20 protein-coding genes and 1 pseudogene are annotated in these 25,343 nt (G+C 64.7%); 17 read left to right on the top strand and 4 right to left on the bottom strand.

Features of this window, described 5'->3' with window-relative positions:
* Positions 1 to 369: 369 nt before the first annotated feature.
* Positions 370 to 576 (top strand): cold-shock protein, encoded by a 207-nt coding sequence (locus BGI01S_RS01575; protein ID WP_007180614.1) that lies wholly within the window; start codon positions 370 to 372, stop codon positions 574 to 576.
* A 230-nt stretch (positions 577 to 806) separates the two neighbouring features.
* Here BGI01S_RS01575 and icd read toward each other — a convergent pair whose 3' ends face one another.
* On the bottom strand, positions 807 to 2,063 hold the full coding sequence (gene icd / locus BGI01S_RS01570; RefSeq protein ID WP_042321494.1) for an NADP-dependent isocitrate dehydrogenase: 1,257 nt from the start codon (positions 2,061 to 2,063) through the stop codon (positions 807 to 809).
* Between the two features lie 339 nt (positions 2,064 to 2,402).
* Here icd and BGI01S_RS01565 point away from each other — a divergent pair, with 339 nt between their 5' ends.
* The 12 genes from BGI01S_RS01565 to BGI01S_RS01515 all read left to right on the top strand — a co-directional run bounded on the left by BGI01S_RS01565 (position 2,403) and on the right by BGI01S_RS01515 (position 16,613).
* Entirely contained in the window at positions 2,403 to 2,972 is a 570-nt protein-coding gene (locus tag BGI01S_RS01565; protein WP_042321492.1) for a pseudouridine synthase, read from the top strand.
* A 465-nt stretch (positions 2,973 to 3,437) separates the two neighbouring features.
* Positions 3,438 to 3,632, top strand: a complete 195-nt coding sequence (locus BGI01S_RS29160) for a hypothetical protein (RefSeq protein ID WP_084585235.1) — start codon at positions 3,438 to 3,440, stop codon at positions 3,630 to 3,632.
* Between the two features lie 145 nt (positions 3,633 to 3,777).
* On the top strand, positions 3,778 to 4,287 hold the full coding sequence (locus BGI01S_RS01560) for a DUF192 domain-containing protein (RefSeq protein WP_042321490.1): 510 nt from the start codon (positions 3,778 to 3,780) through the stop codon (positions 4,285 to 4,287).
* Between the two features lie 320 nt (positions 4,288 to 4,607).
* Positions 4,608 to 6,713 carry an elongation factor G gene (fusA, locus tag BGI01S_RS01555; protein WP_042321488.1) on the top strand — a complete coding sequence of 702 codons (2,106 nt, stop codon included), beginning with the start codon at positions 4,608 to 4,610 and terminating at the stop codon, positions 6,711 to 6,713.
* A 195-nt stretch (positions 6,714 to 6,908) separates the two neighbouring features.
* On the top strand, positions 6,909 to 7,436 hold the full coding sequence (locus BGI01S_RS01550) for a cupin domain-containing protein (RefSeq protein WP_042321486.1): 528 nt from the start codon (positions 6,909 to 6,911) through the stop codon (positions 7,434 to 7,436).
* Positions 7,437 to 7,454: 18 nt separating this feature from the next.
* Positions 7,455 to 8,474, top strand: a complete 1,020-nt coding sequence (locus BGI01S_RS01545) for a HoxN/HupN/NixA family nickel/cobalt transporter (RefSeq protein WP_042321484.1) — start codon at positions 7,455 to 7,457, stop codon at positions 8,472 to 8,474.
* Between the two features lie 359 nt (positions 8,475 to 8,833).
* Complete coding sequence (locus tag BGI01S_RS01540) at positions 8,834 to 10,501, top strand: ABC transporter substrate-binding protein (protein ID WP_042321481.1); 1,668 nt, start codon at positions 8,834 to 8,836, stop codon at positions 10,499 to 10,501.
* A gap of 40 nt (positions 10,502 to 10,541) precedes the next feature.
* The gene (locus BGI01S_RS01535) at positions 10,542 to 11,552 is read left to right on the top strand and encodes an ABC transporter permease (protein ID WP_042321478.1); all 1,011 of its coding nucleotides are present in this window, start codon (positions 10,542 to 10,544) and stop codon (positions 11,550 to 11,552) included.
* Entirely contained in the window at positions 11,549 to 12,421 is an 873-nt protein-coding gene (locus BGI01S_RS01530; RefSeq protein WP_042321475.1) for an ABC transporter permease, read from the top strand. The genes BGI01S_RS01535 and BGI01S_RS01530 overlap by 4 nt, the downstream gene beginning before the upstream one ends.
* Complete coding sequence (locus tag BGI01S_RS01525; protein WP_042321473.1) at positions 12,418 to 14,604, top strand: ABC transporter ATP-binding protein; 2,187 nt, start codon at positions 12,418 to 12,420, stop codon at positions 14,602 to 14,604. Before BGI01S_RS01530 ends, BGI01S_RS01525 begins: the two co-directional genes overlap by 4 nt.
* 369 nt (positions 14,605 to 14,973) lie before the next feature.
* The gene (locus tag BGI01S_RS30015; protein ID WP_042321471.1) at positions 14,974 to 15,804 is read left to right on the top strand and encodes a hypothetical protein; all 831 of its coding nucleotides are present in this window, start codon (positions 14,974 to 14,976) and stop codon (positions 15,802 to 15,804) included.
* Positions 15,805 to 16,142: 338 nt separating this feature from the next.
* Positions 16,143 to 16,613, top strand: a complete 471-nt coding sequence (locus BGI01S_RS01515; RefSeq protein ID WP_042321468.1) for a hypothetical protein — start codon at positions 16,143 to 16,145, stop codon at positions 16,611 to 16,613.
* Positions 16,614 to 16,679: 66 nt separating this feature from the next.
* Here the strand turns inward: BGI01S_RS01515 and BGI01S_RS01510 are convergent, their stop codons facing one another.
* Entirely contained in the window at positions 16,680 to 17,525 is an 846-nt protein-coding gene (locus BGI01S_RS01510) for an aldo/keto reductase (RefSeq protein ID WP_042321466.1), read from the bottom strand.
* Between the two features lie 201 nt (positions 17,526 to 17,726).
* Between BGI01S_RS01510 and BGI01S_RS01505 the strand changes: the two genes are divergently transcribed.
* On the top strand, positions 17,727 to 18,473 hold the full coding sequence (locus tag BGI01S_RS01505) for a GntR family transcriptional regulator (protein ID WP_042321463.1): 747 nt from the start codon (positions 17,727 to 17,729) through the stop codon (positions 18,471 to 18,473).
* A gap of 132 nt (positions 18,474 to 18,605) precedes the next feature.
* Here BGI01S_RS01505 and BGI01S_RS01500 read toward each other — a convergent pair whose 3' ends face one another.
* Positions 18,606 to 20,000, bottom strand: a complete 1,395-nt coding sequence (locus BGI01S_RS01500; protein WP_042322535.1) for a CoA transferase — start codon at positions 19,998 to 20,000, stop codon at positions 18,606 to 18,608.
* Positions 20,001 to 20,133: 133 nt separating this feature from the next.
* On the opposite strand from BGI01S_RS01500, the gene BGI01S_RS01495 reads away from it, so the two are divergent.
* A complete protein-coding gene (locus BGI01S_RS01495; RefSeq protein ID WP_042321461.1) occupies positions 20,134 to 21,393 on the top strand; it encodes a citrate/2-methylcitrate synthase in 1,260 nt (419 codons plus the stop codon).
* A gap of 33 nt (positions 21,394 to 21,426) precedes the next feature.
* Here the strand turns inward: BGI01S_RS01495 and BGI01S_RS01490 are convergent, their stop codons facing one another.
* Positions 21,427 to 21,732: a DUF2917 domain-containing protein gene (locus BGI01S_RS01490; protein ID WP_042321458.1), complete on the bottom strand. Its 306-nt coding sequence runs from the start codon at positions 21,730 to 21,732 to the stop codon at positions 21,427 to 21,429.
* Between the two features lie 194 nt (positions 21,733 to 21,926).
* Here BGI01S_RS01490 and BGI01S_RS01485 point away from each other — a divergent pair, with 194 nt between their 5' ends.
* Together BGI01S_RS01485 and mdtD are read left to right on the top strand one after the other, a co-directional pair.
* Complete coding sequence (locus BGI01S_RS01485) at positions 21,927 to 23,345, top strand: aminotransferase-like domain-containing protein (RefSeq protein ID WP_042321455.1); 1,419 nt, start codon at positions 21,927 to 21,929, stop codon at positions 23,343 to 23,345.
* A 348-nt stretch (positions 23,346 to 23,693) separates the two neighbouring features.
* Positions 23,694 to 25,178 (top strand): annotated as a pseudogene (mdtD, locus tag BGI01S_RS01480) (multidrug transporter subunit MdtD); the annotation flags it as partial.
* Between the last annotated feature and the right edge of the window lie 165 nt (positions 25,179 to 25,343).

Genomic DNA, 25,343 nt, shown 5'->3' with positions numbered 1-25,343 from the left:
CGGATCGAGTATCGCACAACCTGCCGGAACTGGCTGAGGCGCTCGCCGCAGCGTGATGGCCGCCGGCGGCCCGTAGCACAGCAGGTGAGTCGATTATGCGACTTTTCAAGACGGCCCGCTTGCGCAACCGCACATAACGGAAGCGGGAAAAACCCTTGGAAAGCGCTTGTTTGCAACGCGACAACGCCATCTCAAAATTTTCTTGACACTCGAATAAAGAGCCCCAACAATCAAGCTGGCACTTTTTTCACTGAGCCATAAATCGAAAAAATGCCGATGGTGAGCTTGTGAGGAGGGAGTGGCTGCTTATGCGGTCGCGGAGCTTTTCGAGGGCTCGTGGTAGTGACATGAGTTACAGGGGAAGTTGGAATGGCAACTGGTACGGTCAAATGGTTTAATGACGCGAAAGGTTTCGGATTCATCACGCCTGACGAAGGTGGTGAGGATCTGTTTGCACACTTCTCGGCCATCCAGATGAATGGGTTCAAGACCCTCAAGGAAGGCCAAAAGGTAACCTTCGAGGTCGTGCAAGGCCCGAAAGGCAAACAGGCATCGAACATTCAGGCACCTGCCTGAAACTGTTCTTTACCCGTCCTTTGAAGCCCGGCTTGCCGGGTTTCTTTTTTTGTGCGGCGCGTTTTCGTAGTCTGGCCGCCCTCTTCCGGTTTTATTGGACCGCAGTCGTTCCCAACTATCGGGTCCCGACCGGCACCGACCGCCGCAACCCGCCAGTCAAAAAATACCCCGGCCGCCTCACGACGCCGGGGTCATTCCATGCGAACCGGATCGCTCCAGCCCGCTTCGTTCTACATATTCTCGATCAGCACCTGGCCGAAGCCCGAGCACGACACCTGCGTCGCGCCTTCCATCAGGCGCGCGAAGTCATAGGTGACGCGTTTTTGCAGAATCGATTTTTCCATCGACCGGATGATCAGGTCCGCCGCTTCGGTCCAGCCCAGGTGGCGCAGCATCATTTCCGCTGAGAGGATTTCCGAGCCCGGATTCACGTAGTCCTTGCCCGCGTATTTCGGCGCGGTGCCGTGCGTGGCTTCGAACATCGCGACCGAGTCCGACAGATTCGCGCCGGGCGCGATCCCGATGCCGCCGACCTGCGCGGCCAGCGCATCCGAAATGTAGTCGCCGTTCAGGTTCAGCGTGGCGATCACGTCGTATTCGGCCGGACGCAGCAGGATCTGCTGCAGGAACGCATCGGCGATCACGTCTTTCACGACGAGGTCGCCACCCGTCTTCGGATTCTTGACCTTCATCCACGGGCCGCCGTCGATCAGTTCGGCGCTGAACTCTTTCTGCGCAAGCGCATAGCCGTAGTCGCGGAACGCGCCTTCGGTGAACTTCATGATGTTGCCCTTGTGCACCAGCGTGACCGAGCGGCGATCGTTGTCGATCGCGTACTGGATCGCCTTGCGCACAAGCCGCTCGGTGCCTTCGCGCGACACCGGCTTGATGCCGATCCCGGACGACTCCGGAAAGCGGATCTTCTTCACGCCCATCTCTTCCTGCAGGAACTTGATGACTTTCTTCGCCTGCTCCGATTCGGCCGGCCATTCGATGCCCGCATAGATGTCTTCAGAGTTCTCGCGGAAGATCACCATGTTGGTCTTCTCGGGCTCGCGCACCGGCGACGGCACGCCCTTGAAATACTGCACCGGGCGCAGACACACATACAGGTCGAGTTCCTGGCGCAGCGCGACGTTCAGCGAACGGATGCCGCCGCCGACCGGCGTGGTGAGCGGCCCCTTGATCGACACCACGAATTCCTTGAGCACCTGCAGCGTCTCTTCCGGCAGCCATACGTCCGGGCCGTACACCCGGGTCGCTTTCTCGCCCGCGTAAATCTCCATCCAGTGGATTTTCTTCTTGCCCGCGTACGCTTTCTCCACTGCCGCATCCACGACCTTCAGCATGACCGGCGTGATGTCGAGACCCGTGCCGTCGCCTTCGATGAACGGAATGATCGGCTGGTCGGAAACATTGAGCGAGAAATCGGCGTTGACAGTGATCTTGTCACCACCGGTCGGAACCTTGATGTGCTGATACGACATGATCGGACTCCAGTGAAGGCTGTGCAGAAAGCTGATGGGAGACTGCGAAAATGGACGCTCCTCGCTACGCGCCATGCCAGAACGCTCGCAGGCGAGCCTGGCGCTATTCTAGCCCACGCGTTCGCCGCGACGACCCTGCCACGGCTTGGGGTTTTCCAACATGGGCGGGACCGAACGCCACCCGCCTCGGCTCCCGTGCCGTTTATAAGGCTGCAAAATGGGCATGCCGGTTTATGCCTTATCATCGCGCCATTCACGACCGGACCGGCGACCCTTCCAGAACCCTTGGCGATGCCGCGCGTCGCGCCCGGTTCCGCGCGACTCTCATTCACGTCCCCTATGCGCCTTCTCGCCCTGAACAAGCCGTTCGGCACCATCTGTCAATTCTCGCCGCATGAGACCCGCGCATCGCTGGCCGACTGGGTCAAAGTGCCCGGCGTCTATCCGGCGGGCCGGCTCGATTCCGACAGCGAAGGCCTGCTGCTTCTCACCGACGACGGCGCGCTGCAGGCGCGCATCGCCGAGCCGCGTCACAAGCTCGTCAAACGTTATTGGGCACAAGTGGAAGGCGCGGTCGACGCGGCCGCGTTGAAGAAGCTTGCGCGCGGCGTCGATCTCGGCGACTACGTGACGCGCCCGTGCCGCGCCGAGTATGTCGAACCACGCGACACGCTGTGGACGCGCACGCCGCCGATCCGCTATCGCGCAGCGATACCGACCACATGGATCGAGTTGTCGATCACCGAAGGCAAGAACCGTCAGGTGCGCCGCATGACCGCGGCGGTCGGTTTTCCGACGCTGCGTCTGGTGCGTGTGGGCATCGGTGCGCTCGACATTTTTTCGCTCGGACTCCAGCCGGGCGAGAGCGTCGAATTGCCATCGAAAGCGCCTTGGGAAGGTGTCGTCTGAACGTGCTTCTCATGCGCGCGCGACGACGTGCGTCATCGCCAATCTCGCGACACGTCCCCGTGTTTCACGACGAATAACCAAGCTAAGCCGTTGTATCGGCAAACAAAAGCACGTGTGAAGCTATCGCGAAAAAAGCGTGGACCCACGCGTTCTCAAGAGCGACGAACACGCACTTTCGCCTCGCGCTATCGCAATAAAAATTTCCGGAAAATTCTCGTCAACCGCAGCGCGAGCTCACGCGTTATTCGACGCAGATGCCGCCCGAAGCTATCCGGCATTCAGCCTTAAGGGCCTTTGCGCATGCCGTTTTTCGCGGCGAGCACAGGGAGTCTGAGCGCTAAGCAGGCGTGTCGAAAAATTTGTTCGATGCGACTGTCAACCGAAAGGTGGATGGCACGTTTACCGACATGACTCTACATATAGCCGGGTCATTTGGTTAATTAACTCAAGCTGAGGATTCACAAAATGAACAAACTGATCGCCGCTCTGGTCGCTGGCCTCTTCGCAACGGCAGCATTCGCACAAGCTTCGGCACCGGAAGCAGCTTCGGCAGCTCCGGCAGCAGCAGCTTCGTCGGCAAAGAAGACCACGAAGCACGCTCACAAGAAGTCGCACAAGAAGGCAGCAGCTGCTGCTGCAGCTTCGGCAGCATCGGAGTAAGTTTGTTGTAAAAACGCAGTCAAGAACTAGCTTCACTGCCGTTCTTACGGCGTTGTAAGGCAGATCACCGCAAGGCGATCTGCCTTTTTGTTTTTGACGCGCTCGCGTAACATGCGCGGGTTAATTTCCAGCAAGGAGTCATGCCGTGCGATTTCCCCTGCGCTCGTTGATTGCGCGTTTCGCTATTGCCGTTGCACTGCCGCTCGCCGCGATCTCGTTCGTTGCCACCACCGCCGCCCCTGCTCATGCGCAGCAGATCCCGCCGGGTGCGAAGCAGCCCAGCGAATTTCCGCGCGTGAAGCTGACCGCGGGCATGTTCGTGATCGACGCCGCGGTCGCCGCCAGCGACGCGGACCGCGAACAAGGCTTGATGTACCGCACGAATCTCGCGCCGAACGAAGGCATGCTGTTCGTCTTCAACGAGAACGCCGGCCATTGCTTCTGGATGAAGAACACGCTGATTCCGCTGTCGATTGCGTTCATGCGCGCGGACGGTACGATCACCGACATCGCCGAGATGCAGGCCGAGACCACCAACAATCACTGCCCGACGCACAACGGCGTGTTTGCGCTGGAGATGAACAAAGGCTGGTTCACCTCGAAGGGCATCAAGCCGGGGATGCAGATCCAGGGGTTGCCGGCCGTGCAGCAATAAACGGCACGAAGGCTGCAATCAGCCGGACCGGCCGCGCCAACTGGCGCCGCCGCATTCAACCGCTTCCGGAAAAGCCGGCGTCTCGCGAGAGGCGCCGGCTTTTTTTCTTGCGCGCTCTTTGCCGCCATCGCGCCGCGCGGCATCGTGCGCTGGCGGCCGAAACCCCGCCCGCAGGCGCGCGCACCCGGCTGGCAAGATTCCTGCAAAAGCCGGGCCGACGCGCTATTCTATTGCTCTCAGCACCGCAGCACCCAGGTTCCCCGGGCGGCCAGAGCGCCGCCCGGCAAGCGTTTCAGGCGCGCCATTCCAAGGAGGTTCACGTGCCCCGCAAGACTCCCATCGAGCGCTACCGGAATATCGGCATCAGCGCTCACATCGATGCCGGCAAAACCACCACTACTGAACGCATCCTGTTCTACACCGGCGTGACCCACAAGATCGGCGAGGTTCACGACGGTGCGGCGACGATGGACTGGATGGAACAGGAGCAGGAGCGCGGCATCACGATCACGTCCGCTGCTACCACCGCCTTCTGGAAAGGCATGGCCGGCAACTATCCCGAACATCGGATCAACATCATCGACACCCCGGGTCACGTCGACTTCACGATTGAAGTCGAGCGGTCGATGCGCGTGCTTGACGGCGCATGCATGGTGTACGACTCGGTCGGCGGCGTGCAACCGCAGTCCGAAACGGTGTGGCGCCAGGCGAACAAGTACAAGGTGCCGCGCATCGCGTTCGTCAACAAAATGGACCGTGTCGGTGCGGACTTCTTCCGCGTGCAGCGGCAGATCGGCGATCGTCTGAAAGGCGTCGCGGTGCCGATCCAGATTCCGATCGGCGCGGAAGAGCACTTCCAGGGCGTGGTCGATCTGGTCAAGATGAAGGCGATCTTCTGGGACGAAGAGAACCAGGGGATCAAGTTCGAGTACCGCGAGATTCCGGCGGAGCTCGCCGCCACCGCGAAGGAATGGCACGACAAGATGGTCGAGGCCGCCGCCGAGGCGAACGAGGAACTGCTCGACAAATACCTGGGCGGCGAAACGCTCAGCGAAGACGAAATCAAGCACGGCATCCGCACGCGCTGCATCGCTAATGAAATCGTGCCGATGCTGTGCGGCAGCGCGTTCAAGAACAAGGGCGTGCAGGCGATGCTCGACGCGGTGATCGACTACCTGCCGTCGCCGGTCGACGTGCCCGCGATCACCGGTCACGACGAACACGACAAGGAAATCGAGCGTCATCCGAACGACACCGATCCGTTCTCGGCGCTCGCGTTCAAGATCATGACGGACCCGTTCGTCGGCCAGCTAATTTTCTTCCGCGTGTATTCGGGCGTCGTGAATTCGGGCGACACCGTCTACAACGCGATCAAGGAAAAGAAGGAGCGCCTCGGCCGGATCCTGCAGATGCACGCGAACGAGCGCAAAGAAATCAAGGAAGTCTACGCGGGCGACATCGCCGCGGCCGTCGGCCTGAAGGAAGCGACCACCGGCGACACGCTGTGCGATCCGAACCACGTGATCATCCTCGAAAAGATGATCTTCCCGGAGCCGGTGATCTCGCAGGCCGTCGAGCCGAAGACCAAGGTGGACCAGGAGAAAATGGGCATCGCGCTGAACCGTCTCGCGCAGGAAGACCCGTCGTTTCGCGTGCAAACGGATGAAGAATCCGGTCAGACGATCATCTCCGGGATGGGCGAGCTGCACCTGGAAATTCTGGTCGACCGGATGAAGCGCGAGTTCGGCGTCGAGGCGACTGTCGGCAAGCCGCAGGTCGCGTATCGCGAAACGGTGCGCAACAAGGTCGAAGATGTCGAAGGCAAGTTCGTCAAGCAGTCGGGCGGGCGTGGTCAGTACGGCCACGCGGTGCTCACGCTCGAACCGGCGCCGCAAGGCAAGGGCTACGAATTCGTCGATGCGATCAAGGGCGGCGTGATTCCGCGCGAATACATTCCTGCGGTCGACAAGGGCATCCAGGAAACGCTGAAGGCCGGCGTGCTGGCGGGCTACCCGGTGGTCGACGTGAAGGTGACGCTGACCTTCGGTTCGTACCACGACGTCGACTCGAATGAAAACGCGTTCCGCATGGCCGGCTCGATGGCGTTCAAGGAAGCGATGCGCAAAGCCAAGCCGGTGCTGCTCGAACCGATGATGGCGGTCGAAGTGGAAACGCCCGAAGACTTCATGGGCAACGTGATGGGCGACCTGTCGAGCCGCCGGGGCATGGTGCAGGGCATGGAAGACATCGCGGGCGGCGGCGGCAAGCTGGTGCGCGCCGAAGTGCCGCTCGCGGAGATGTTCGGCTATTCGACGTCGCTGCGCTCGGCCACGCAAGGCCGCGCGACCTACACGATGGAGTTCAAGCACTACGCCGAAACGCCGAACAACGTCGCGGAAGCCGTGATCAACGCGAAGCAGAAGTAAGCGCCGCGGCGAATGCATGGTGCGTTGCGGTTGAAGCAGGCCGCACCGACGACCCGAAGCCCGTCCCCTGTGGACGGGCTTTTTTTCGGCCATCGCGCCGTCGATTCCGCTTCTCCACACAGTCGTTTTTGAACGTGCAAAAATGCCTGACGGCGCCGAGTCGAACGCCGGGAGCTACACCCAGGAGGAGACACCATGAGCCAGGATCACGAACACCCGCACTACCGCGCCGAACATGACGCCGAACATCCGGAAACGCCGATCGACTGGCGCGAGCACGGCGTCAAGGTCATCAAGGGCGACCAGCTCGACAGCAACACCGCGCAAACGCCGGGCATGAACCGCGCCGCCGCGATCAACGCCGCGCGGGTCGGCGCGCAGAAAATCTGGGCCGGCACCGTGACGATCCATCCGAACGCGAAGACCGGCGCGCATCATCACGGCGCGCTCGAAAGCGTGATCTACGTGGTGCGCGGCCAGGCGCGCATGCGTTGGGGCGAGCACCTGGAGTTCACCGCCGAAGCGGGCCCGGGCGACTTCATCTTCGTGCCGCCGTATGTGCCGCATCAGGAGATCAACGCGAGCACGGACGAGCCTCTCGAATGCGTGCTGGTGCGCAGCGACAACGAGGCGGTGGTGGTCAATCTGAACATCGACGCCGTGGAAGCGCCCGAAACGGTCTACTGGGTCGATCCGATTCACAAGCATCCGCACGATCACTAAACCTATCCTTCCCGACTCATGACGCCGACCGCTTCGCTGCGCCCTCGCCTGCTCTCGCTGTACGCCATCCTGATCGCCGCGAACGTCGGCGCCTGGACCTGGGCGCTGATTGCCTTTCGCGACTATCCGCTGCTGCTCGGCACCGCGCTGCTCGCGTACGGTTTCGGACTGCGCCATGCGGTCGACGCGGACCACATCGCGGCGATCGACGCCGTCACGCGCAAGCTGATGCAAAGCGGCAAGCGGCCGCTCGGCGTCGGCCTCGCGTTTTCGCTCGGCCACTCGACGATCGTGATCGCGGCGACCATCGGCATTGCGTGGACCGCGCATTCGCTGCACGGCCGCTTTGAGACCTTCAAGGAAGTCGGCGGCACGCTCGGCACGCTCGTTTCGGCAACCTTCCTGCTGGTGCTGGCGGCTGTCAACCTCGTGATCCTGCGCGACGTGTGGCGTCGTTACCGCCATGTCCAACGGGACGGCGAAGCGCTCGCGCAAACGGCGGACTCGCTCGCGCCGGCGGGCCTGCTATCGCGCGCGTTGCGCCCGCTGTTCCGGCTCGTCACGAAAAGCTGGCACATGTACCCGGTCGGCGTGCTGTTCGGCCTCGGCTTCGACACCGCGACCGAGATCGGCCTGCTGGCGATTGCCGCATCGCAGGCGGGCACCGGCTTGCCGCTCTATTCGATTCTCGTGTTCCCGGCGCTTTTCACCGCGGGCATGACGCTGGTCGATTCGACCGACAACGTGCTGATGGTTCACGCGTACGGCTGGGCGATGGACGATCCGAAGCGCAAGCTCTACTACAACGCGAGCATCACGTTCGTGTCGGCGATCGTGGCGATCGTAATCGGCGGCGTCGAAGCGCTCGGGCTGCTATCGGACAAGCTCGGGTTGAGCGGCGGCGTCTGGGACGCGGTCGCGAGCGTGAACGAACGCTTCGGCGCGCTGGGTTATGCGATCGTCGCGACCTTCATGGCGTGCTGGATCGGCTCGGTGCTGTTTCATCGCTGGCGGCGTCCGGCAGGGGTCGCGCGGTAAAACCAACGCCTCGCGTGCGATGTGGGCGGTAAGGATGCCGGCAACGCCGCATTGGCGATACGTCCGTGCCAGCGGCCGCGCCGCTTCACTCGACGGACCGCACGCACCGCATCCACCGCGCGCGAATTCCGCATGCATTGCCATCCACGCGTCGAACGTTGTGATGACGATACACAGCGACTCTTTTATCGGCCAATCGGCCACCTCGCCGCGCCGCAAGCGCGCCAGACGCTTAGTCAATCGCTTACACTGAAGCGGCTTCGCGCAGGCTTGCGCCGCAGCCTTGTTCGTCGTCATTGCGCCACGCATCCGGCGCGGCGCTTCAGAACCGGCAACAGAACGGACTGGACTCTCCATCGATGAAAACTCCCGCGGACCGATTTCTCGCACTCGACGCAGCCCGCCTGACCACCGACGCCTACGGCAACCACGCCATCGACGAATTCCTCGCCGGCCGCATCACGCGCCGGGAACTGCTGCGCTATGCGAGCGTGATCGGCCTGGCGCTCGCGAGCGGCGGTGCGCTGCTGAATGCGCCGCGGGCGCGGGCGCAAGGCGCGCCGGGCGCAGGCAACCAGACGATCCGCGTCGCCCACCTGACACCCGCCGGCGCGGTCGATCCGCTCACCGTGACCGACGCCGCCAGTCTCGCGTTGCTGAACCAGACCGGCGAATTCCTGATCGACGACGACGGCGAAAAGCTGATGCTGAAGCCGGCGCTCGCGCTGTCATGGCAGCCGAACGACAAGGGCGACGTGTGGACCTTCAAGCTGCGCCAGAACGTCAAATTCCATGATGGCCAGCCGTTCACCGCGAAAGACGTGGCCGCCACGTTCGACCGTCTCGCCGATCCCGCCAGCGGCTCGGCGGCGCTCTCGGTATTGAAGGGCGTGCTGTCGAAAGGCGGCGCGAAAGTCGTCGACGAGCACACGATCGCGTTTCATCTGGATGCGCCGAACGGCAACTTCCCGTACTACGTGTCTTCGGACAACTACAACGCCGTGATCCTGCCCGCGAACTACGCGGGCGGTTATGAAAAGAGCTTCATCGGCACGGGTCCGTTCAGGTTCGAGAAATATCAGCCGAAGGTCGGCGCGTCGTTCGTACGCAATCCCGACTACTGGGGCGAGAAAGCGTTACCGCAACGCGTACAGTTTTCGTTCTACGCCGACGAGCAAGCCCAGTTGCTCGCGCTGCAAGGTCACCAGGCCGACGTGATGGGCACCTTCACCGTGCAGGGCGGCGCCGGGATTCTGAACAATCCCGACTACAAGGCGGTCGGTGTCAAGTCGAGCGCGCATCGGCAGATTCACATGCGCAACGACAATCCGCTGTTCAAGGACAAGCGGGTGCGCCAGGCGCTGGCGCTGTCGCTCGATCGCGACGTGCTGGTGCGCGGCCTCTTCAAGGGACGCGCGCAACTCGGCAACGACAGTCCGTTCGCACCGGTGTTTCCGTCGTCGGATGCGGGCGTGCCGCAACGCAAGGTCGACATTGCCAAAGCGAAGCAGCTGCTCGCGCAAGCGGGCGTGCCGAACGGCTTCGACGTGACGCTGACCACTGAAAAGTACATGGAGATTCCCGACCTCGCGGTGGTCGTGCAGAACGCGGCGAAGGCGATCGGCGTACGCATCAATCTGAAGGTCGAGAGCCAGTCGCTGTATTACGGCGCGGGCACGCCCGGCAAATCGGACTGGCTCGACTCGCCCCTCGGCATCACCGACTATGGCCATCGCGGCGTGCCGAACGTGTTCCTGAACGCGCCGCTCACGAGCACCGGCACGTGGAACGCAGCGCACTTCAAGAATCCGCAATACGATCAGCTGGTCGCGCAATTCGTGGCGGCCATCGACCTCGCTTCGCAGAAGAAAATCTCCGGACAGATCCAGACACTGCTGCTCGACGAGACACCCGTCATCATCCCGTTCTTCTACGATCAACTGATCGCGATGCGCAAGGGCGTGAACGGCGTGCGCTTCACGGCACTCGCGCAACTCTATTTCGACCGCGCGGTGTTGAGCGCGTAAGTGCACGCGCGCCCTTCGGCCATTCGACGAGGAACTCACGATGTCGGCCACGACGTCCCCTTCCGCCTCCAGCGTTTCGCGTGACAACGCGGGCCGCGTCGCGCGCTTTCTCGCGACGCGGGTGGGCTTGTCGTTGATCACGCTGTGGCTGTTGTCGGTGATCGTGTTCGCGGGCGGCCAGTTGCTGCCCGGCGATATCGGCCGCGCGGTGCTCGGGCCGCTCGCCGATGCACAAGCGGTCGCCGCGCTCAATCATCAGCTCGGCGCGGACCGTCCGCTTCTCACGCAATACGTCGACTGGATCACGCATTTCGTGCGCGGCAACATGGGGCTCTCGTATGCGTACCGCGAACCGGTTGGGCCGTTCATCGCCGACGCGCTCACGCATTCGGCTAAGCTCGGATTGCTGGCGTTCATCGTCGTGGTGCCGCTCGGCATTGCGGGCGGCGTGTGGTCGGCGATGCACGCGGGGCGCTGGCTCGATCGCACGATCAGCATCGCCGGTTTATCGGCGACTGTGGTGCCGGAATTCGTTTCGTCGATCGTGCTGATCCTCGTGTTCGGCGTGTGGCTGCGCTGGCTGCCGATTGAAGCATCGTATCCGCCCGAAGCCGGCGCGCTCGAACAATTGCGGCACCTGGTGCTGCCGGTGCTGCCGCTGGTGCTGGTGTTCTTCGGCTACATCGCGAGAATGGCGCGCGCGGGCACCGTCGAGGCGCTCGACGCCGACTACACGCGCACCGCGATTCTCAAAGGCTTGCCGCGCCATGTCGTGATCTGGCGGCATGTATTGCGCAATGCGCTGCTGCCGACCATCACCGTCGCCGCGACGCAGCTCGGTTATATGATCGGCGGCCTCGTGGTGGTGGAGACGCTGTTCCACTATCAGGGCATCGGCTCGCTGATCTACAACGCCGCCAAGGCCAAGGACTTTCCGATGCTCGAAGCGGGCGTGCTGACGATCGGCGTGGTCTACACGCTCGCCAATCTCGTCGCCGATGCGCTGCACGTGCTGCTCAATCCGCGGTTGCGTGTGAGGAGCGCCGAATGAGCACGATCGTTCCGCCGACTCCAGCGTCAGCCGCTGCAACCGAACCGCGCTTCGAGCAGTTGCGCGTGCTGCTGCGTTCGCCGACTTTCGTGGTGGGTGTGGTGATCGTCGCGTGGTGGATCGTGTGTGCGCTCGCCGGGCAGTGGATCGTGCGGATCGACCCGTACGCGTCCGATCCGCTCAATTCGCTGCTGCCGCCCGATCGCACGCACTGGTTCGGCACCGACCAGCTTGGCCGCGACGTGTTCTCGCGCGTAATCGTCGGCGCGCGCGACATCCTGACGATCGCGCCGCTCGCGACGCTGCTCGGCACAGCGGCGGGCACCGCGCTCGGCCTGGTGGTCGGCTACTTCGAGGGTTGGGTCGACAACGTGGTCGGCCGCGCGATCGACGCCGTGCTCGCGCTGCCGCTCGTGATCGTCGCGTTGCTCGCGCTGGCGGCGGTCGGCGCGTCGAACGTCACGGTGATCCTCGTGATCGGCATCACCTTCACGCCGATCACCGCACGCACCGTGCGCGCCGCCGTGTTCGCCGAGCGGCATCTCGACTACGTGGCCGCCGCCCAACTACGCGGCGAACGCGCGCCGTACATCATGTTCGTCGAGATCCTGCCGAACGTGTTGCCGCCGATCATCGTCGAGGCGACCGTGCGGCTCGGCTATGCGATCTTCGCGGTCGCCACGCTGTCGTTTCTCGGCTTCGGCATCCAGCCGCCTTCCGCCGACTGGGGCCTCGCGCTGTCCGAGTCGTACACGCTGATGGCGGGCGGCGCATGGTGGACCGTGGTGTTCTCGGCCGGCGCGATCGCGTCGCTGGTGGTCGGCGTGAATCTGATCGCCGACAGCGTGCAAGGCGTACTCGACCGATGAGCAGCACGCCCTCCTCCCCGTTCGCCGCCTTCGACGTGTCGAAGAGCGATCGCACCGATGCGCTGACCGTGGTCGGCCTGACGGTCACGTACCGGATTCGCGGACGCGATCGCGAAGTATTGCAAGACGTCTCGTTTCGCGTGCGGCGCGGCGAAGCGTATGGGCTCGTCGGCGAATCGGGCTGCGGTAAATCGACGGTTGCGATGGCGACCGTGCGCTATCTGCCGCGCAACGGCAAGGTGAAGGCCGGCAAGATCATGATTGCCGGCGCGGACGTGCAGAAGCTCGACGCCGATGCGCTGCGCAGCCTGCGCGCCAACACGATCTCGATGGTCTATCAGGACCCGGGCCGCGCGTTGAATCCGTCGCTGACGATCGCGCGGCAGGTTTCCGAAGCGTTCGAAGCCGCCGGCGCCACGCGCGACGACGCATTGTGCGGCACGCTGGAGATGCTCAAGCGTGTGCGCATCGCCGCGCCCGAGCAGGTGATGAACAGTTATCCTCATCAATTATCGGGCGGCATGCAGCAGCGCGTGGTGATCGCGATGGCGCTCGCGTCGAACCCCGCGCTGCTGATTCTCGACGAACCGACCACCGGCCTCGACGCGACCGTCGAAGCCGAAGTGCTCGACCTCGTCGCGCAGTTGCGCGAGGAACTCGGGACCGCCGTGCTCTTCATCAGCCACAACCTCGCGGTGATCGGGCGGATGTGCGAACGCGTCGGCGTGCTCTATGCGGGCAAGCTGGTCGAAGAAGGCGCGACGCGCGATGTCTTCACGCGGCCGCGTCATCCGTACACGGTCGGGCTGTTGCGCTGTCTGCCCACGACCGGGCGCAGCAAGGACACCGAGCGGCTCGATACGATCGCGGGCGGTTTGCCGTCGCCGGGCTCGGTCACGCAAGGCTGCATTTATGCGGACCGCTGCCGCCTCGCCGACGAACGCTGCCGCCGTGAAGCGCCGCCGCCCTACCGGCTTAGCGCCGCCCATGGCGATCAGATGGCGCGCTGCCACTACCATGAACGCGCGATCGAGTTGCCGCGCGCCGCGCTGGAGGCATTGCCCGACAAGCCGCGCGGCGCGGCGCAAGAAAAGCGCGCCACGCCTGTGCTGCGCGCTCGCAACCTCTCGAAGACGTTCCACGTATCAGGTGCATCGCTGCGCGCGCTCGACGACGTGTCGCTCGACCTCGCCGGCGGTGAAACGCTCGGCCTCGTCGGCGAATCGGGCAGCGGCAAGACCACGCTCGCCAAGCTAATGCTCGGCCTGCTCACGCCCGACGCCGGCAGCGTGCTCGAACTCGACGGCGCGCCGCTCGCCGCGCGCGTCACGCGACGCAGCGACGCGCAGGTGAAGTCGCTGCAGATCGTGTTCCAGAACCCGGACTCGGCGCTCAATCGCGCGCATTCGGTGAAGCGGCTGATCGGCCGCGCGTTGTCGCGTCTCACCGGCTTGCGCGGCCCGGAGATCGACACGCGGCTCGCCACGCTGACCGAAGCCGTGCGTTTGCCCGAGCGCTATCTCGACTCGCGCACGCGGCAGTTGTCCGGCGGACTCAAGCAACGCGTCGCGATTGCCCGCGCGTTTGCCGGCGAGCCGCGCGTCGTGGTTTGCGACGAGCCCACTTCCGCGCTCGACGTCTCCGTGCAGGCCGCGATCCTCAACCTGCTCGCCGATCTGCAACGCGAGCGCGGCGTCAGCTACGTGTTCATCTCGCACGATCTGCACGTGGTGCGCTATCTCGCGGATCGGATCGCCGTGCTGTATCTGGGCAGGCTGCTGGAAATCGGGCCGGCCGCCGCTGTATTCGACGGTCCGCAGCATCCTTATACCGAGGCGTTGCTGTCGTCGGTGCCGACGCTGCATGCACACGAGCGCACGGCGCGCATCCGTCTATCCGGCGATCTGCCGAGCGCGATCTCGCCGCCGTCGGGCTGCGTGTTTCACACGCGCTGCCCACGCAAGCTCGGCGCGATCTGCGAACAGCAGGACCCGCCCTTTCTCGACGCGGGGCATGACGCCACCCATCACGCGGGCGACACCGCTCAGCCGGCCGCGCATCGAATCCGCTGTCATATCCCCATCGACACGTTGCGCGAGTTGCAAAGCGCCGCACGCGAGCCGCACGCCACCCTCCCCGACGATTCCACCGACGCGCCGCAGAACGTCACCCGCAACGAGTAGCGCGGCTTCCCGCGGCTTTAAGCCGACGCGTTTCATCGTCGAAACGTTTTCATGCGTTTTTTCACCGCACACATCGCACACCGCTATCCGCGCTTGTCGCTGCAAGGCTTTGCGTCCGATGGCATGGATATCGCTAAATATCGTCCAGACATTTGAAGCCGAACAAGCGCGAAGAGACTAAGCGAGCGCTGCCATCAACGCACCGGCCAAGCAGCCAGGAAAACAACGACGGGTGATTGACAGGTCATTGACCGGTATCGGCGCAACAGACCCGGGCGCGATGAGGCCCGCGCTCAAACAGGTCCGCCGCCGCGGGGTCAGCATGGGAACGGTGGCAACGAGGACCGTCGCTCCCTCGGGAGAGCTGTGATGAAGACCAGAAAATTCAATCAGTACTACTGCATGGATTTGCGGAGTGCCACGCTCGTCGCAGGCGTCGTGGCATTCGCGACCGAGGTTGCGTATCCGGCATCGACGGACGTGATCCCCGAGTGGATGGTGCTTGCGGACGCGTCGGCGCCCGCCAGCGGCGAGCGTGCTCCGACGCAACTCGCGCAGAGCGAAGGCGCGGCCGCGGACGGTGTGGCGACAGGCAGCGCATCCGGCGACACAACCGCCGCCGACGACGCCGCCGCGGTCTTCATGTCGCGTGACTGCGGCAGCGCGAGCATCGGCGGTTGCGGACGGCATGTCGGCGGCGGCAGTGGCGGCAACGGCGCGGCGAGCGCGAACAATAGCGGGTCGGGGTCGGGCGGGAGCGGCGCGAATGCCGGGGCGGCCGGCCCGGGGAAAGGCGGCAGCAGTTCCGGCCCAGGCGCGGCCGCGGGCGGCAAGGGGAATAGTGGCGGTGGCGGCGGAGGCGGCGGTGGAGGCAGTAGCGGCGGTGGCAGTGGAAGCAGTAGCGGCGGTGGCAGTAGCGGTGGAAGTAGCGGGAGCGGCGGCTGCGGTTGCGGCGGCGGCTCCAGCGGCGGCTCCAGCGGTGGCCCCGGCGGCGGCAAAGGTGGTGGCTTCGGCGGTGGCAAAGGCGGTGGTTTTGGCGGTGGTTTTGGCGGTGGTTTTGGCGGTGGTTTCGGCGGCGGCTTCGGTGGCGGTTTCGGCGGAGGCTTTGGCGGAGGCTTCGGCGGCGGTCACGGAGGCAAGGGTGGCGGCGGCAACGGCGGTGGCAATGGCGGTGGCAATGGCGGAGGGAACGGGCATTAGCAGGCGCCCGCTCTGAGGGGATGCCCCCGCGCCCTCCTCTCGCCAGCGACATGCTCCGGCATGCCGTCCGCTATCCGCTGGCATCGGCGGTGATGTCTCGATCCCCCGGTCGAGCGTCACCGCCTGAGGCCGGTTGCACCGGACGCGCCCCTTCGGGCGCGCTGTCATCTCCCCGACATCTCCCCCTCGCGCGGCCGCGCGCAACGCCCGAACCGTCGAGGCAAACCACCCCGCATAGGACAGGCAAATAAAACAACCGGCCACGCACAAGTGTTATGGAACCAATCCGAGGCGATCGCCTCATATCAGATTCAACGTTCGATATGAGGGCCCACAACATGCAACGAAACGTTCCCCCCTCCGCGGCACGCGCGGCCACCGGCCTGGTGATGGCTGCCGCTCTGGGCCTCGCATCGCTCGCTCATGCGCAAACCCCGCCGCCTCCGGCAAAGCCGATTCCGCCGACCATGTCGCAAGCGGCCCCGCCGGTCGATCCCAGCTTCTCGGCCTACTCGCTCCTGCAGACCTGCAAACAGCGAAACGACAACGTCGCGCAAGGCCAATGCGTCGGCGCGGTTCGCGGCATCATCCACGGCTATCAATACGGCGTACTGTTCCTCGGCCAGCGCACGGCGCTGCCGGCCAACGAGACGCAGCGCGTGTCGCTGTGTCTGCGTGACGTGCCGGTGTCGTCGATCGTCGACGACTTCATTGCCGACGCCGCCAGCGTCGACGACGAAGCCCTCAAACACACCCCGGCCGAAGTCGCGGTGCTGGGCTCCGTCCACCTGCACCACGCCTGCACCTGACGCGCCCCGTGCGGCGAGCCGCCGTGCCGCAAGCGACCGCCGCCGCGCTTACCGCGCGTCGTGCATTCACAGCATTTCCAGTGGACGCTTGCTGCGCGGCGGTTTGAAATACGCGTCGAGGGCGGCCTGCTCCTCCGCGCTCAGCCGCAGTTGCGACGCGCGATGGTTGTCGCGCACGTGCTCGACGCGGCCCGCCTTCGGAATCGCGCACACGCCCGGCTTCCGCAACACCCACGCAAGCGCAACCTGAAACACCGAGACGCCACGGGCGTCGGCGATGTCGTCGAGCGGCGAGCGCTTCGGCAGACGCGCATGATCGACCGGGCTGTAGGCCATCGTCGGCATCTTTCGCCTGGCGAGCCAGGGCAGCAGATCGAATTCCGGTCCGCGGCGCGCGACGTTGTAGAGAATCTGATTGGTCGCGCACGCGTCGCCGCCCGGCACGGCGACCAGTTCTTCCATGTCGTCGGTGTCGAAGTTGCTGACGCCCCAATGCCGGATCTTGCCTGCCGCGCGCAACGCCTCGAACGCCTGCACGGTTTCCGCGAGCGGCACCGAGCCGCGCCAGTGCAGCAGATACAGATCGAGCCGGTCCGTTTTCAAACGCTTCAGGCTCTGTTCGCAGGCCGCGATCACGCCGCGTCGGCTGGCGTTATGCGGATACACCTTGCTGACGAGGAACACCTGGTCGCGCAAACCGGCGAGCGCTTCGCCGAGCAGCGTTTCGGTCGCGCCGTCGCCGTACATTTCCGCGGTATCGATCAGCGTCATGCCGAGTTCGACGCCGCAGCGCAACGCGGCGATTTCCGCCGCGCGCCGCGCCGGCGCTTCCCCCATTTCCCACGTGCCCTGTCCCAATGCCGGAACGCGCTCGCCGTCGGGCAGGCTCACGCTTGCGATCTCGCTCGTCATACGGACTCCTCGAAGTGACTGGATCCAAACCGATACAGCGGCGTCATGCAATGCGCGCGATGCCCGCGACGCCGCTACGAAAAATCATAACGACGAGTTTAGCGGCTCGACGCGCCCGCGGCCGCGTCCCAGGCAAACGCCCGCTATAACGAGACGCGCCGATGTCATAGAATTGCCGCTTGCCCATCTTGCGTGAGCCCCATGACCTCTGCCTCGGAAGACCGCTGGCGCGACCTGCGCCCGGACCCGGAAAACGACACGCCGCTATATCTGCAACTTGCCCGCAAGCTCGGCAGCGCCATCCACGAAAACCGCTGGAACGCCGGCGAAGCGCTGCCTTCCGAGCGCGTGCTCTCCGAAGCGCTCGGCGTCTCGCGGATCACCTCGCGCAAGGCGATCGCGTTGCTGGTTGAACAAGGATTGATCCGCCGCACTCAGGGTGCGGGCAGTTTCATCACGCCGCGCTACGAAGATCCGCTGTCGCGTCTGTCGAGCTTCAGCGAAATGCTGCGGCGGCGCGGTTTTACGCCGAGCTCGAAGTGGCTTTCGCGGGAGATTTCGCCGGCCAATCGCGACGAGGTGATTCAGCTCGGCCTGTCGCCGGCCGCGGCGGTCACGCGGCTGCGGCGCTTGCGACTCGCCGACGGCATCGTGATGGCGGTGGAAAATTCCACCTTTCCCGCAGCGGTGATTCCCGATCCGCAAGCCATCGGCGATTCGCTGTACACGTACCTGGAAAATCGCGGCCTGACGATCGTGCGCGCGCTGCAGCACTTTCGCGCGGTGAACGCGAGCGAGGAAATCGCGCAGCAGATGAGCATTGCGCCGAACGAGGCGCTGTTGTTGATCACCCGCGTGGGCTATACCGCCGATCAGCGCGCGATCGAACTGACCGACACGTACTGCCGCAACGATTACTACGATTTTGTCGCGGAGCTGAGGAAGTAGCGGATTGGTTTGCGGTTAGGTGGCGTGGGTCGTACGCAATGCTGGCGCTTTGCCCACACTTTGCCCGCACGCCGAGGACCGCACGCGAGTTCCGCCGGCACAGGCGCCGCCACCACGCTGATGCGAAAGCCTTCACACCCACGTCGCCTCGTGTGCGCCGACCCGCGTGGGCGGCAGCGCGTAAAAAGCCGGCGTCTGTTCCATCTCTTCGGCCGGCTGCACCGCCAGCACTCGACCGAATTCCGACTGCACGGTCGCGACGCAATCGCGCACGTCGTCGAGTGTGAGGTCGGGGAGCTGCCAGCCGTCGGCGATCTGTCCAAACGATTGCAACCACCGTCCCGTTTGCGCGAGCGACACCCTTACGTGCCAGCTCCCGCCTTCGATGGCACGCCGCGTCAACGCGACCATCGCGCCGAATGCGGCCAGATAGCCGGTCGCATGGTCGAGCGCCTGACACGGCAAATGCTTCGGCTCGGCACAGCGCGCCGCCTGCCGTTCGGTGAAGGCAATCCCGCTCGCCGACTGCACGAGGCTATCGAAGCCGCGCCGCTGCGCCCACGGCCCCTCGTGTCCATACGCGGACACCGACACATACACGATTCCCGGCCGCAGCCGCGCCAGTTCCTCGGGACCGAAGCCGCGCGCCGCCAGCGCGCCCGGACGATACGCCTGCAAGAACACGTCGGCGCTCGTGCTGAGGCCGCGCAAGATCTCCCGCCCTGTGGCATCGCGTAGATCGACTACCGCCGAACGCTTGCCGCGCCCGTTGTCGATCACCAGCGGCGCGATGTTCGGCAGATGCGGACCGTTGATCATCAACACGTCCGCGCCATGATGCGCGAGTGCCCGCCCGGCCACCGGCCCCGCGATGATGCGCGACAGGTCCAGCACCCGCACCCCCGCCAGCGGCCGGTCCGCGCCGCGCGGAGGCGGCTCGGCCGGCGCATCGCCGATACGCTCGATCTCGAACAGCGGCAATCCCGCAACCGCTTTCGCCTGGTCGAGCGCGGCCCATTCGTCGGGCGTGCGAATCAACGCGGCGCATAGGCCCGCGTCCGCGAGCGTCTGATCGAGTGTCGCGCCATCCCAGTTGTGAATCGCGGCGGCCACCGCTGTGGGATCGCTATTGCCGGGACAGCCGAGCACCTTCAACACACCCTGAAGGTGATGCGCAAAATTCGTATGCAGTTGAATCCAGCGACCGTCGCGCGTTTCGTAGAAGCCCGTGACCGGATCGCGCAACGCGGGAGGCGGCCCGTCGTCGACGCGCAGATAGCGTTCGCTGCGAAACGCCGCCAACGCGCGCCGCATCTGCACCGACACATGCTGCCTGCGGCCCGCGCGCAAGCGCTGGTACTCGGCCGCCGCGAGGCCCGTCGCGGCGATGGTCGCCGAGGCCAGACTGCCGACCCGGTAGACCGACGGCAAGCCAGGGTCCGCGCCGCTCAGCGACACGGAACGCAGCGCGCCCGGATCGCATCCGGCGACAGTCCAGATCTGTTTGAGAGCGAGGTCGGGCGAGATGGCGTTCATATCGGGATCGGAGCAGATGAAGGTGAACCGCTAGGTGACCCGAGTCTAGAATTGCACCCCGGCGCAATCAACCTTGATTATGATAATCAACGTATATTGATTTCTTTGGTTTCTGCGCGTTTCCATGCCGACCTCGACGTCCCTTACCGCCAGCGAAGCCGCCGCTACGCTCGGCATCAGCCTGCCCACGCTATACGCGTACGTGAGCCGCGGCATGCTCAGCTCGTCGCCGGATGCGCATGGCAAGCACCGTCTCTACGATGCCGCCGAGGTGCGCCGCCTCGCGCGCCGCAAAGCCGACGGCAAGCGCGCCGGCAAGGTCGCGCAGAAGGTGCTGGACTGGGGTGTGCCGGTGCTCGAATCGTCGATCACGCTGGTCGCCGACGGCCGTCTGCTGTATCGCGGCCACGATGCGATGGAACTGGCGCGCAGTGCGTCGCTCGAGGACGTCGCGGCATTGCTGTGGGAATGCAGCGCGCGGCGCATTGCCGAAGCGCCGGCGGTGCCACTCGCGCCCGCTCAATGGGCCGCATGGCTCAAGCTCTGGGGCGACAGCACGCCGCTTGATCGAGCGCTCGTGCTGCTGCCGGCGGCCGCCGCGCAAATGCCGCGCGTGTGGGCACTCGGCCGCGATGCGCAACTCGATACTGCGTGCGCCGTCATGCGGCTGCTGGGCGCCGCGATGATCTCGGCGGCGCCGTCGAACGAACCGCTGCATCGGCAACTGGCTTCGGCCTGGCGGGTGCGCAACCGGGAGCGGGCCGGACTGTTGCGCGCCGCGCTGGTCGCCTGCGCGGATCACGAGCTGAATGCGTCGACCTTCACGGTGCGCTGTATCACGTCGACGGGAACGCACCTGTTCGGCGCGGTGGCGGGTGGGCTCGCGGCGCTCTCCGGACCGCGTCACGGCGGCGAGACGGTGCGGATCGCCGCGCTGCTCGACGAAGCATCGCGCGCGCCCGATCTCGATCGCTATCTGGCGAACCGTCTCGCGCGCCATGAACACCGCGCGCAGGGACCGGTGCTATCGGGCTTCGGCCATCCGCTGTATCCGGACGGCGATCCGCGCGCGCGACTGCTGCTGGAGATGCTGGCCGATTGCGCGCCGGCGCGCTCGCCGCTCGGCGACGTGCTGCGACTCGCGCGCACGGTGCGCGACACGACCGGCGCGGAGCCGACCGTCGATTTCGCGCTCGCCGCGATCGAGCGCGTCCTCGCGCTGCCGGCCGGCGCCGCGTTCACGCTGTTTGCGGTGGGCCGGGTGGTCGGCTGGATCGCGCATGCGATGGAACAGACGCGCGACGGCCGCCTGATCCGGCCGAGGGCGCGGTACATCGGGGAATATGAAGCGGCGGGTTTGAGTCAGTCGAATAGGCCGAGGTGAATTAAGGTCGCCCCGCCGCTCGCCAGCATTTTTTCAAGCCACGCCGAGCCAGCGCGGCAACCAGCCGAACACCGGCCAACTCAGCCGCGGCGTCGACGTCACCTGCTCGGAGCCGCTCGACAGCGAAAAGCGCGCGCCGCCCTGACTCGCGCTGATCCATGCGAGCGCCCGGCGCGGCAACTCGACCGACTCGCCAGCGGCGAGCCAGTGATCCTCATGCTCGCCTTCGACGGTCAGCCAGATTTCGCCCGATATCACCTTGAAGGTCGACGGACGCGCGACACGCCAGGCCGTCGCGGGCTCGTCATGTTCCAACTCGAAAATCCGCACTTCACGCATCGCCGTTCTCCTTCAAAGAACTTTTCTATTGTACCGATTATTGACGTGCGATCATCGAAAACCCATGCACAGTTCCGAACACTTTCAGTGGAACTGTTCAGTCGAAAAACCGGACAGTTGGGCGATTGATGCGTCGTGGACAAGACGCTTGTCGTCAGACCGACCACGCGTCGTCAGGTGAAGGAAGCGCGCGCATGAAACTCGAAATCCAGATCGATCGCGACAACGGTGTGCCGATCACCGAGCAGATCGTCACCGGCGTCACCGCATGGATCCGCTCGCGCGTCGCGCACCCGGGCTCGAAGCTGCCGTCGATCCGCCAGTTCGCCGCCGACTTCGGCGTGAGCCGCTTTCCGGTGATCGAGGCGTACGACCGGCTGGTGTCGCTCGGCTATGTCGATTCGCGCCACGGCTCGGGCTTCTATGTGGCCGACCGTCAACCGGCGACGACCCTTTGCCAGGGCACTTCGGACCCGCGCCGCGCCGAGGACGAATCGGGACATCTGCTGCAGCAGTTCAACCATCCCGGCGAAACGCTGAAGCTCGGCAGCGGCTTCATCCCGGCAAGCTGGCGCGACACGGACAGTCTCGCGCAGGCAATCCGCCACGTGTCGCGCACGGACCCGGAGAGTATGGTCGATTACGCGACGCCGCTCGGTAACCTGAGCTTGCGCGAACATCTGCAAAGCCGGATCGGACAGTTGGGGATTCAGGCGGACGCGTCGCAGATCCTGATCACCAACGGCGCGAGCCAGGCGCTCGATCTGCTGATGCGTTACATGCTCAAGCCCGGCGACACGATCTTTGTCGAAGACCCCGGCTACTACAACCTGTACGGCCTGCTGAAACTGCACGGGGTGAAACTGATCGGCATTCCGCGCACCCGCAACGGCCCCGACCTCGACGTCATGCAGGAGCAGCTCAAGCTGCATCGACCGAGACTGCTGTTCATCAACACCGTATTCCACAATCCGACCGGCACCACGGTCGCGCCGCAAGTGGCCTTCCGGTTACTGCAACTGGCGCGCGAGCACGGCTTCTCGATCATCGAGGACGACATCTATGCGGACTTCCAGACCGAACTCACCGACCGCCTCGCGACGCTCGATCAGCTCGAACACGTGATCTACGTCGGCGGGCTGTCGAAGACGTTATCGTCGTCGCTGCGCGTCGGCTGTGTGGTGGCGAGCCACGCGATCATCAAGGATCTGGTCGATATCAAGATGCTGACGAGCATTGGCGGCTCGCGCTTCGCCGAAGCGGTCGCGGTGTCGTTGCTCGAACGCGGCGCGTACCGCAAATACCTGGAGCGGCTGCGCCGCCGCATGCGCGACGCGCTTGGCTCGACGATCCAGATACTCGAAGATGCGGGTTGGGAGATTTTCGAAAAACCCGTGGGCGGCAAGTTCGTGTGGGCGCGCGTGCCGCATGTCGCCGACGCCGAACGGTTGGTGGCGTGCGGTGCGCCGCTGGGCGTGACGGTGGTGCCGGGCAGCTACTTCCGGCCGAATATGGAGACGAGCCCCTGGATCAGGATTCATGTGGCGTTCGGTAATGAGCCGCGGGCGCAGGCGTTTTTTCATGCGGCGGTGGGGTTGGAGGGGGACGGGTGATGGGTTCGGCGACCAGGGGGTTGGGAGGTTGCCTTGGGAGGTTGCCTTGGGAGGTTGCCTTGGGAGGTTGCCTTGGGAGGTTGCCTTGGGAGGTTGCCTTGGGAGGTTGCCTTGGGAGGTTGCCTTGGGAGGTTGCCTTGGGAGGTTGCCTTGGGAGGTTGCCTTGGGACTCGGCCAGCAGAGCTCTGCTTTGTTGGTCTGCCCTGGCAATCACTTTGCGGGCCGCCTAAGCGCCTACCTCGCACCGCATCCGCAAGGTCAACGCTCGAAGTCCGCGGCCTAACCACGCCCTCGCCGGCTCACGCTGCGCGGCGCCGCGCTTTTCCCTAGAATAGCGAGTCCCAGCCCGTCCAGCGCGCCCAGCCGCTCTCCATGTCCACGACGCCGACTCCGCCCGCCTCCGCTGTCAACACCCCCTCGGGACCTTCGGCCCGCTCGCTCACCGTGATGCTGTGGCTCGTCGCCACCGGCTTCTTCATGCAGACGCTCGACTCGACCATCGTCAATACCGCGCTCCCGGCGATGGCGACGAGCCTCGGCGAGTTGCCGCTGCGCATGCAATCGGTAGTGATCGCCTATTCGCTGACGATGGCGGTGATGATTCCCGTGTCCGGCTGGCTCGCCGACAAACTCGGCACGCGACGCGTGTTCTTCAGCGCAATCCTCGTGTTCGCGGTGGGCTCGCTGCTGTGTGCGAACGCCCATACGCTGAATCAACTGGTGGTCTTCCGCATCGTGCAAGGCGTGGGCGGAGCCATGCTGTTGCCTGTGGGACGGCTCGCGGTGTTGCGCACCTTTCCGGCGGAACGCTATTTGCCGGCGCTGTCGTTCGTGGCAATTCCTGGTCTGATCGGCCCATTGATCGGTCCCACACTCGGCGGCTGGCTCGTGAAGATCGCGTCGTGGCACTGGATCTTTCTGATCAACGTGCCGGTCGGAATCGTGGGCTGCATCGCGACCTTCATCTTCATGCCGGATAGCCGTAACGAGCACACGGGCAAGTTCGACATGAAGGGCTACCTGCTGCTGATCGTCGGCATGGTGGCGATTTCGTTCGCGCTCGACGGCCGCACCGAGTTCGGCATTCAACACGCGACCGTGCTGGTACTGCTGATCCTCAGCCTCGCCTGCTTCGTCGCATACGCGTTGCACGCGGTGCGCGAACCCGCGCCGCTGTTCCCGCTCGATCTTTTCAAGATCCACACGTTCAGCGTCGGCCTGCTTGGCAATCTGTTCGCGCGGATAGGCAGCGGCTCGATGCCGTACCTGATCCCTCTGCTGCTGCAGGTGAGCCTCGGCTACAGCGCATTCGAAGCGGGCCTGATGATGCTGCCGGTGGCCGCCGCCGGTATGGCGTCCAAACGTCTCGTGACGAAACTGATCGTCAGGTACAGCTACCGACGCGTGTTGATCGTCAACACGGTGCTGGTCGGCCTGGCTATGGCGAGTTTCGCGCTCACCAGTGCGAATCAACCGCTGTGGCTGCGGCTCGTGCAACTGGCGATCTTCGGCGCTGTCAACTCGATGCAGTTCACCGCGATGAATACGTTGACGCTGAAGGACCTGGGCACCGGCGGCGCGAGCAGCGGCAACAGCCTGTTTTCGCTGGTCCAGATGCTGTCGATGAGTCTCGGCGTGACCGTAGCCGGCGCGCTGCTCGCGACCTTCACCGGTCTGTTGCAGCGCGTGACCGCGATCAATTCGCTGCCCGCGTTTCATGCGACCTTCCTGTGTGTCGGCATCATCACCGCGTGCTCGTCGTGGATCTTCGCGCAACTGTCGCCGGACATCCGCACGCCGGCGAAGAAGACCGATCCGTCGGAGCGGACCTGACGCGCACAACGCCAGCCGCACCTCGCCGCCGACCCGCAACAGGGCGCGGGCCGCACCAGCGAAGTGCGAACCGTCACGTTCGCACCCGGGGTGGCGCACAATCGTCGTATCAGAGCATGGCTGGGACGTGCGAACGGTGTGTTTCCGCACGCGCATAGTTCTTGC

The sequence above is a fragment of the Paraburkholderia ginsengisoli NBRC 100965 genome (genome assembly GCF_000739735.1).
GTDB classification, from domain to species: domain Bacteria; phylum Pseudomonadota; class Gammaproteobacteria; order Burkholderiales; family Burkholderiaceae; genus Paraburkholderia; species Paraburkholderia ginsengisoli.
The sequence above is the reverse complement of the archived record's forward strand: the minus strand, read 5'-3'. Positions and strand labels throughout refer to the sequence as shown.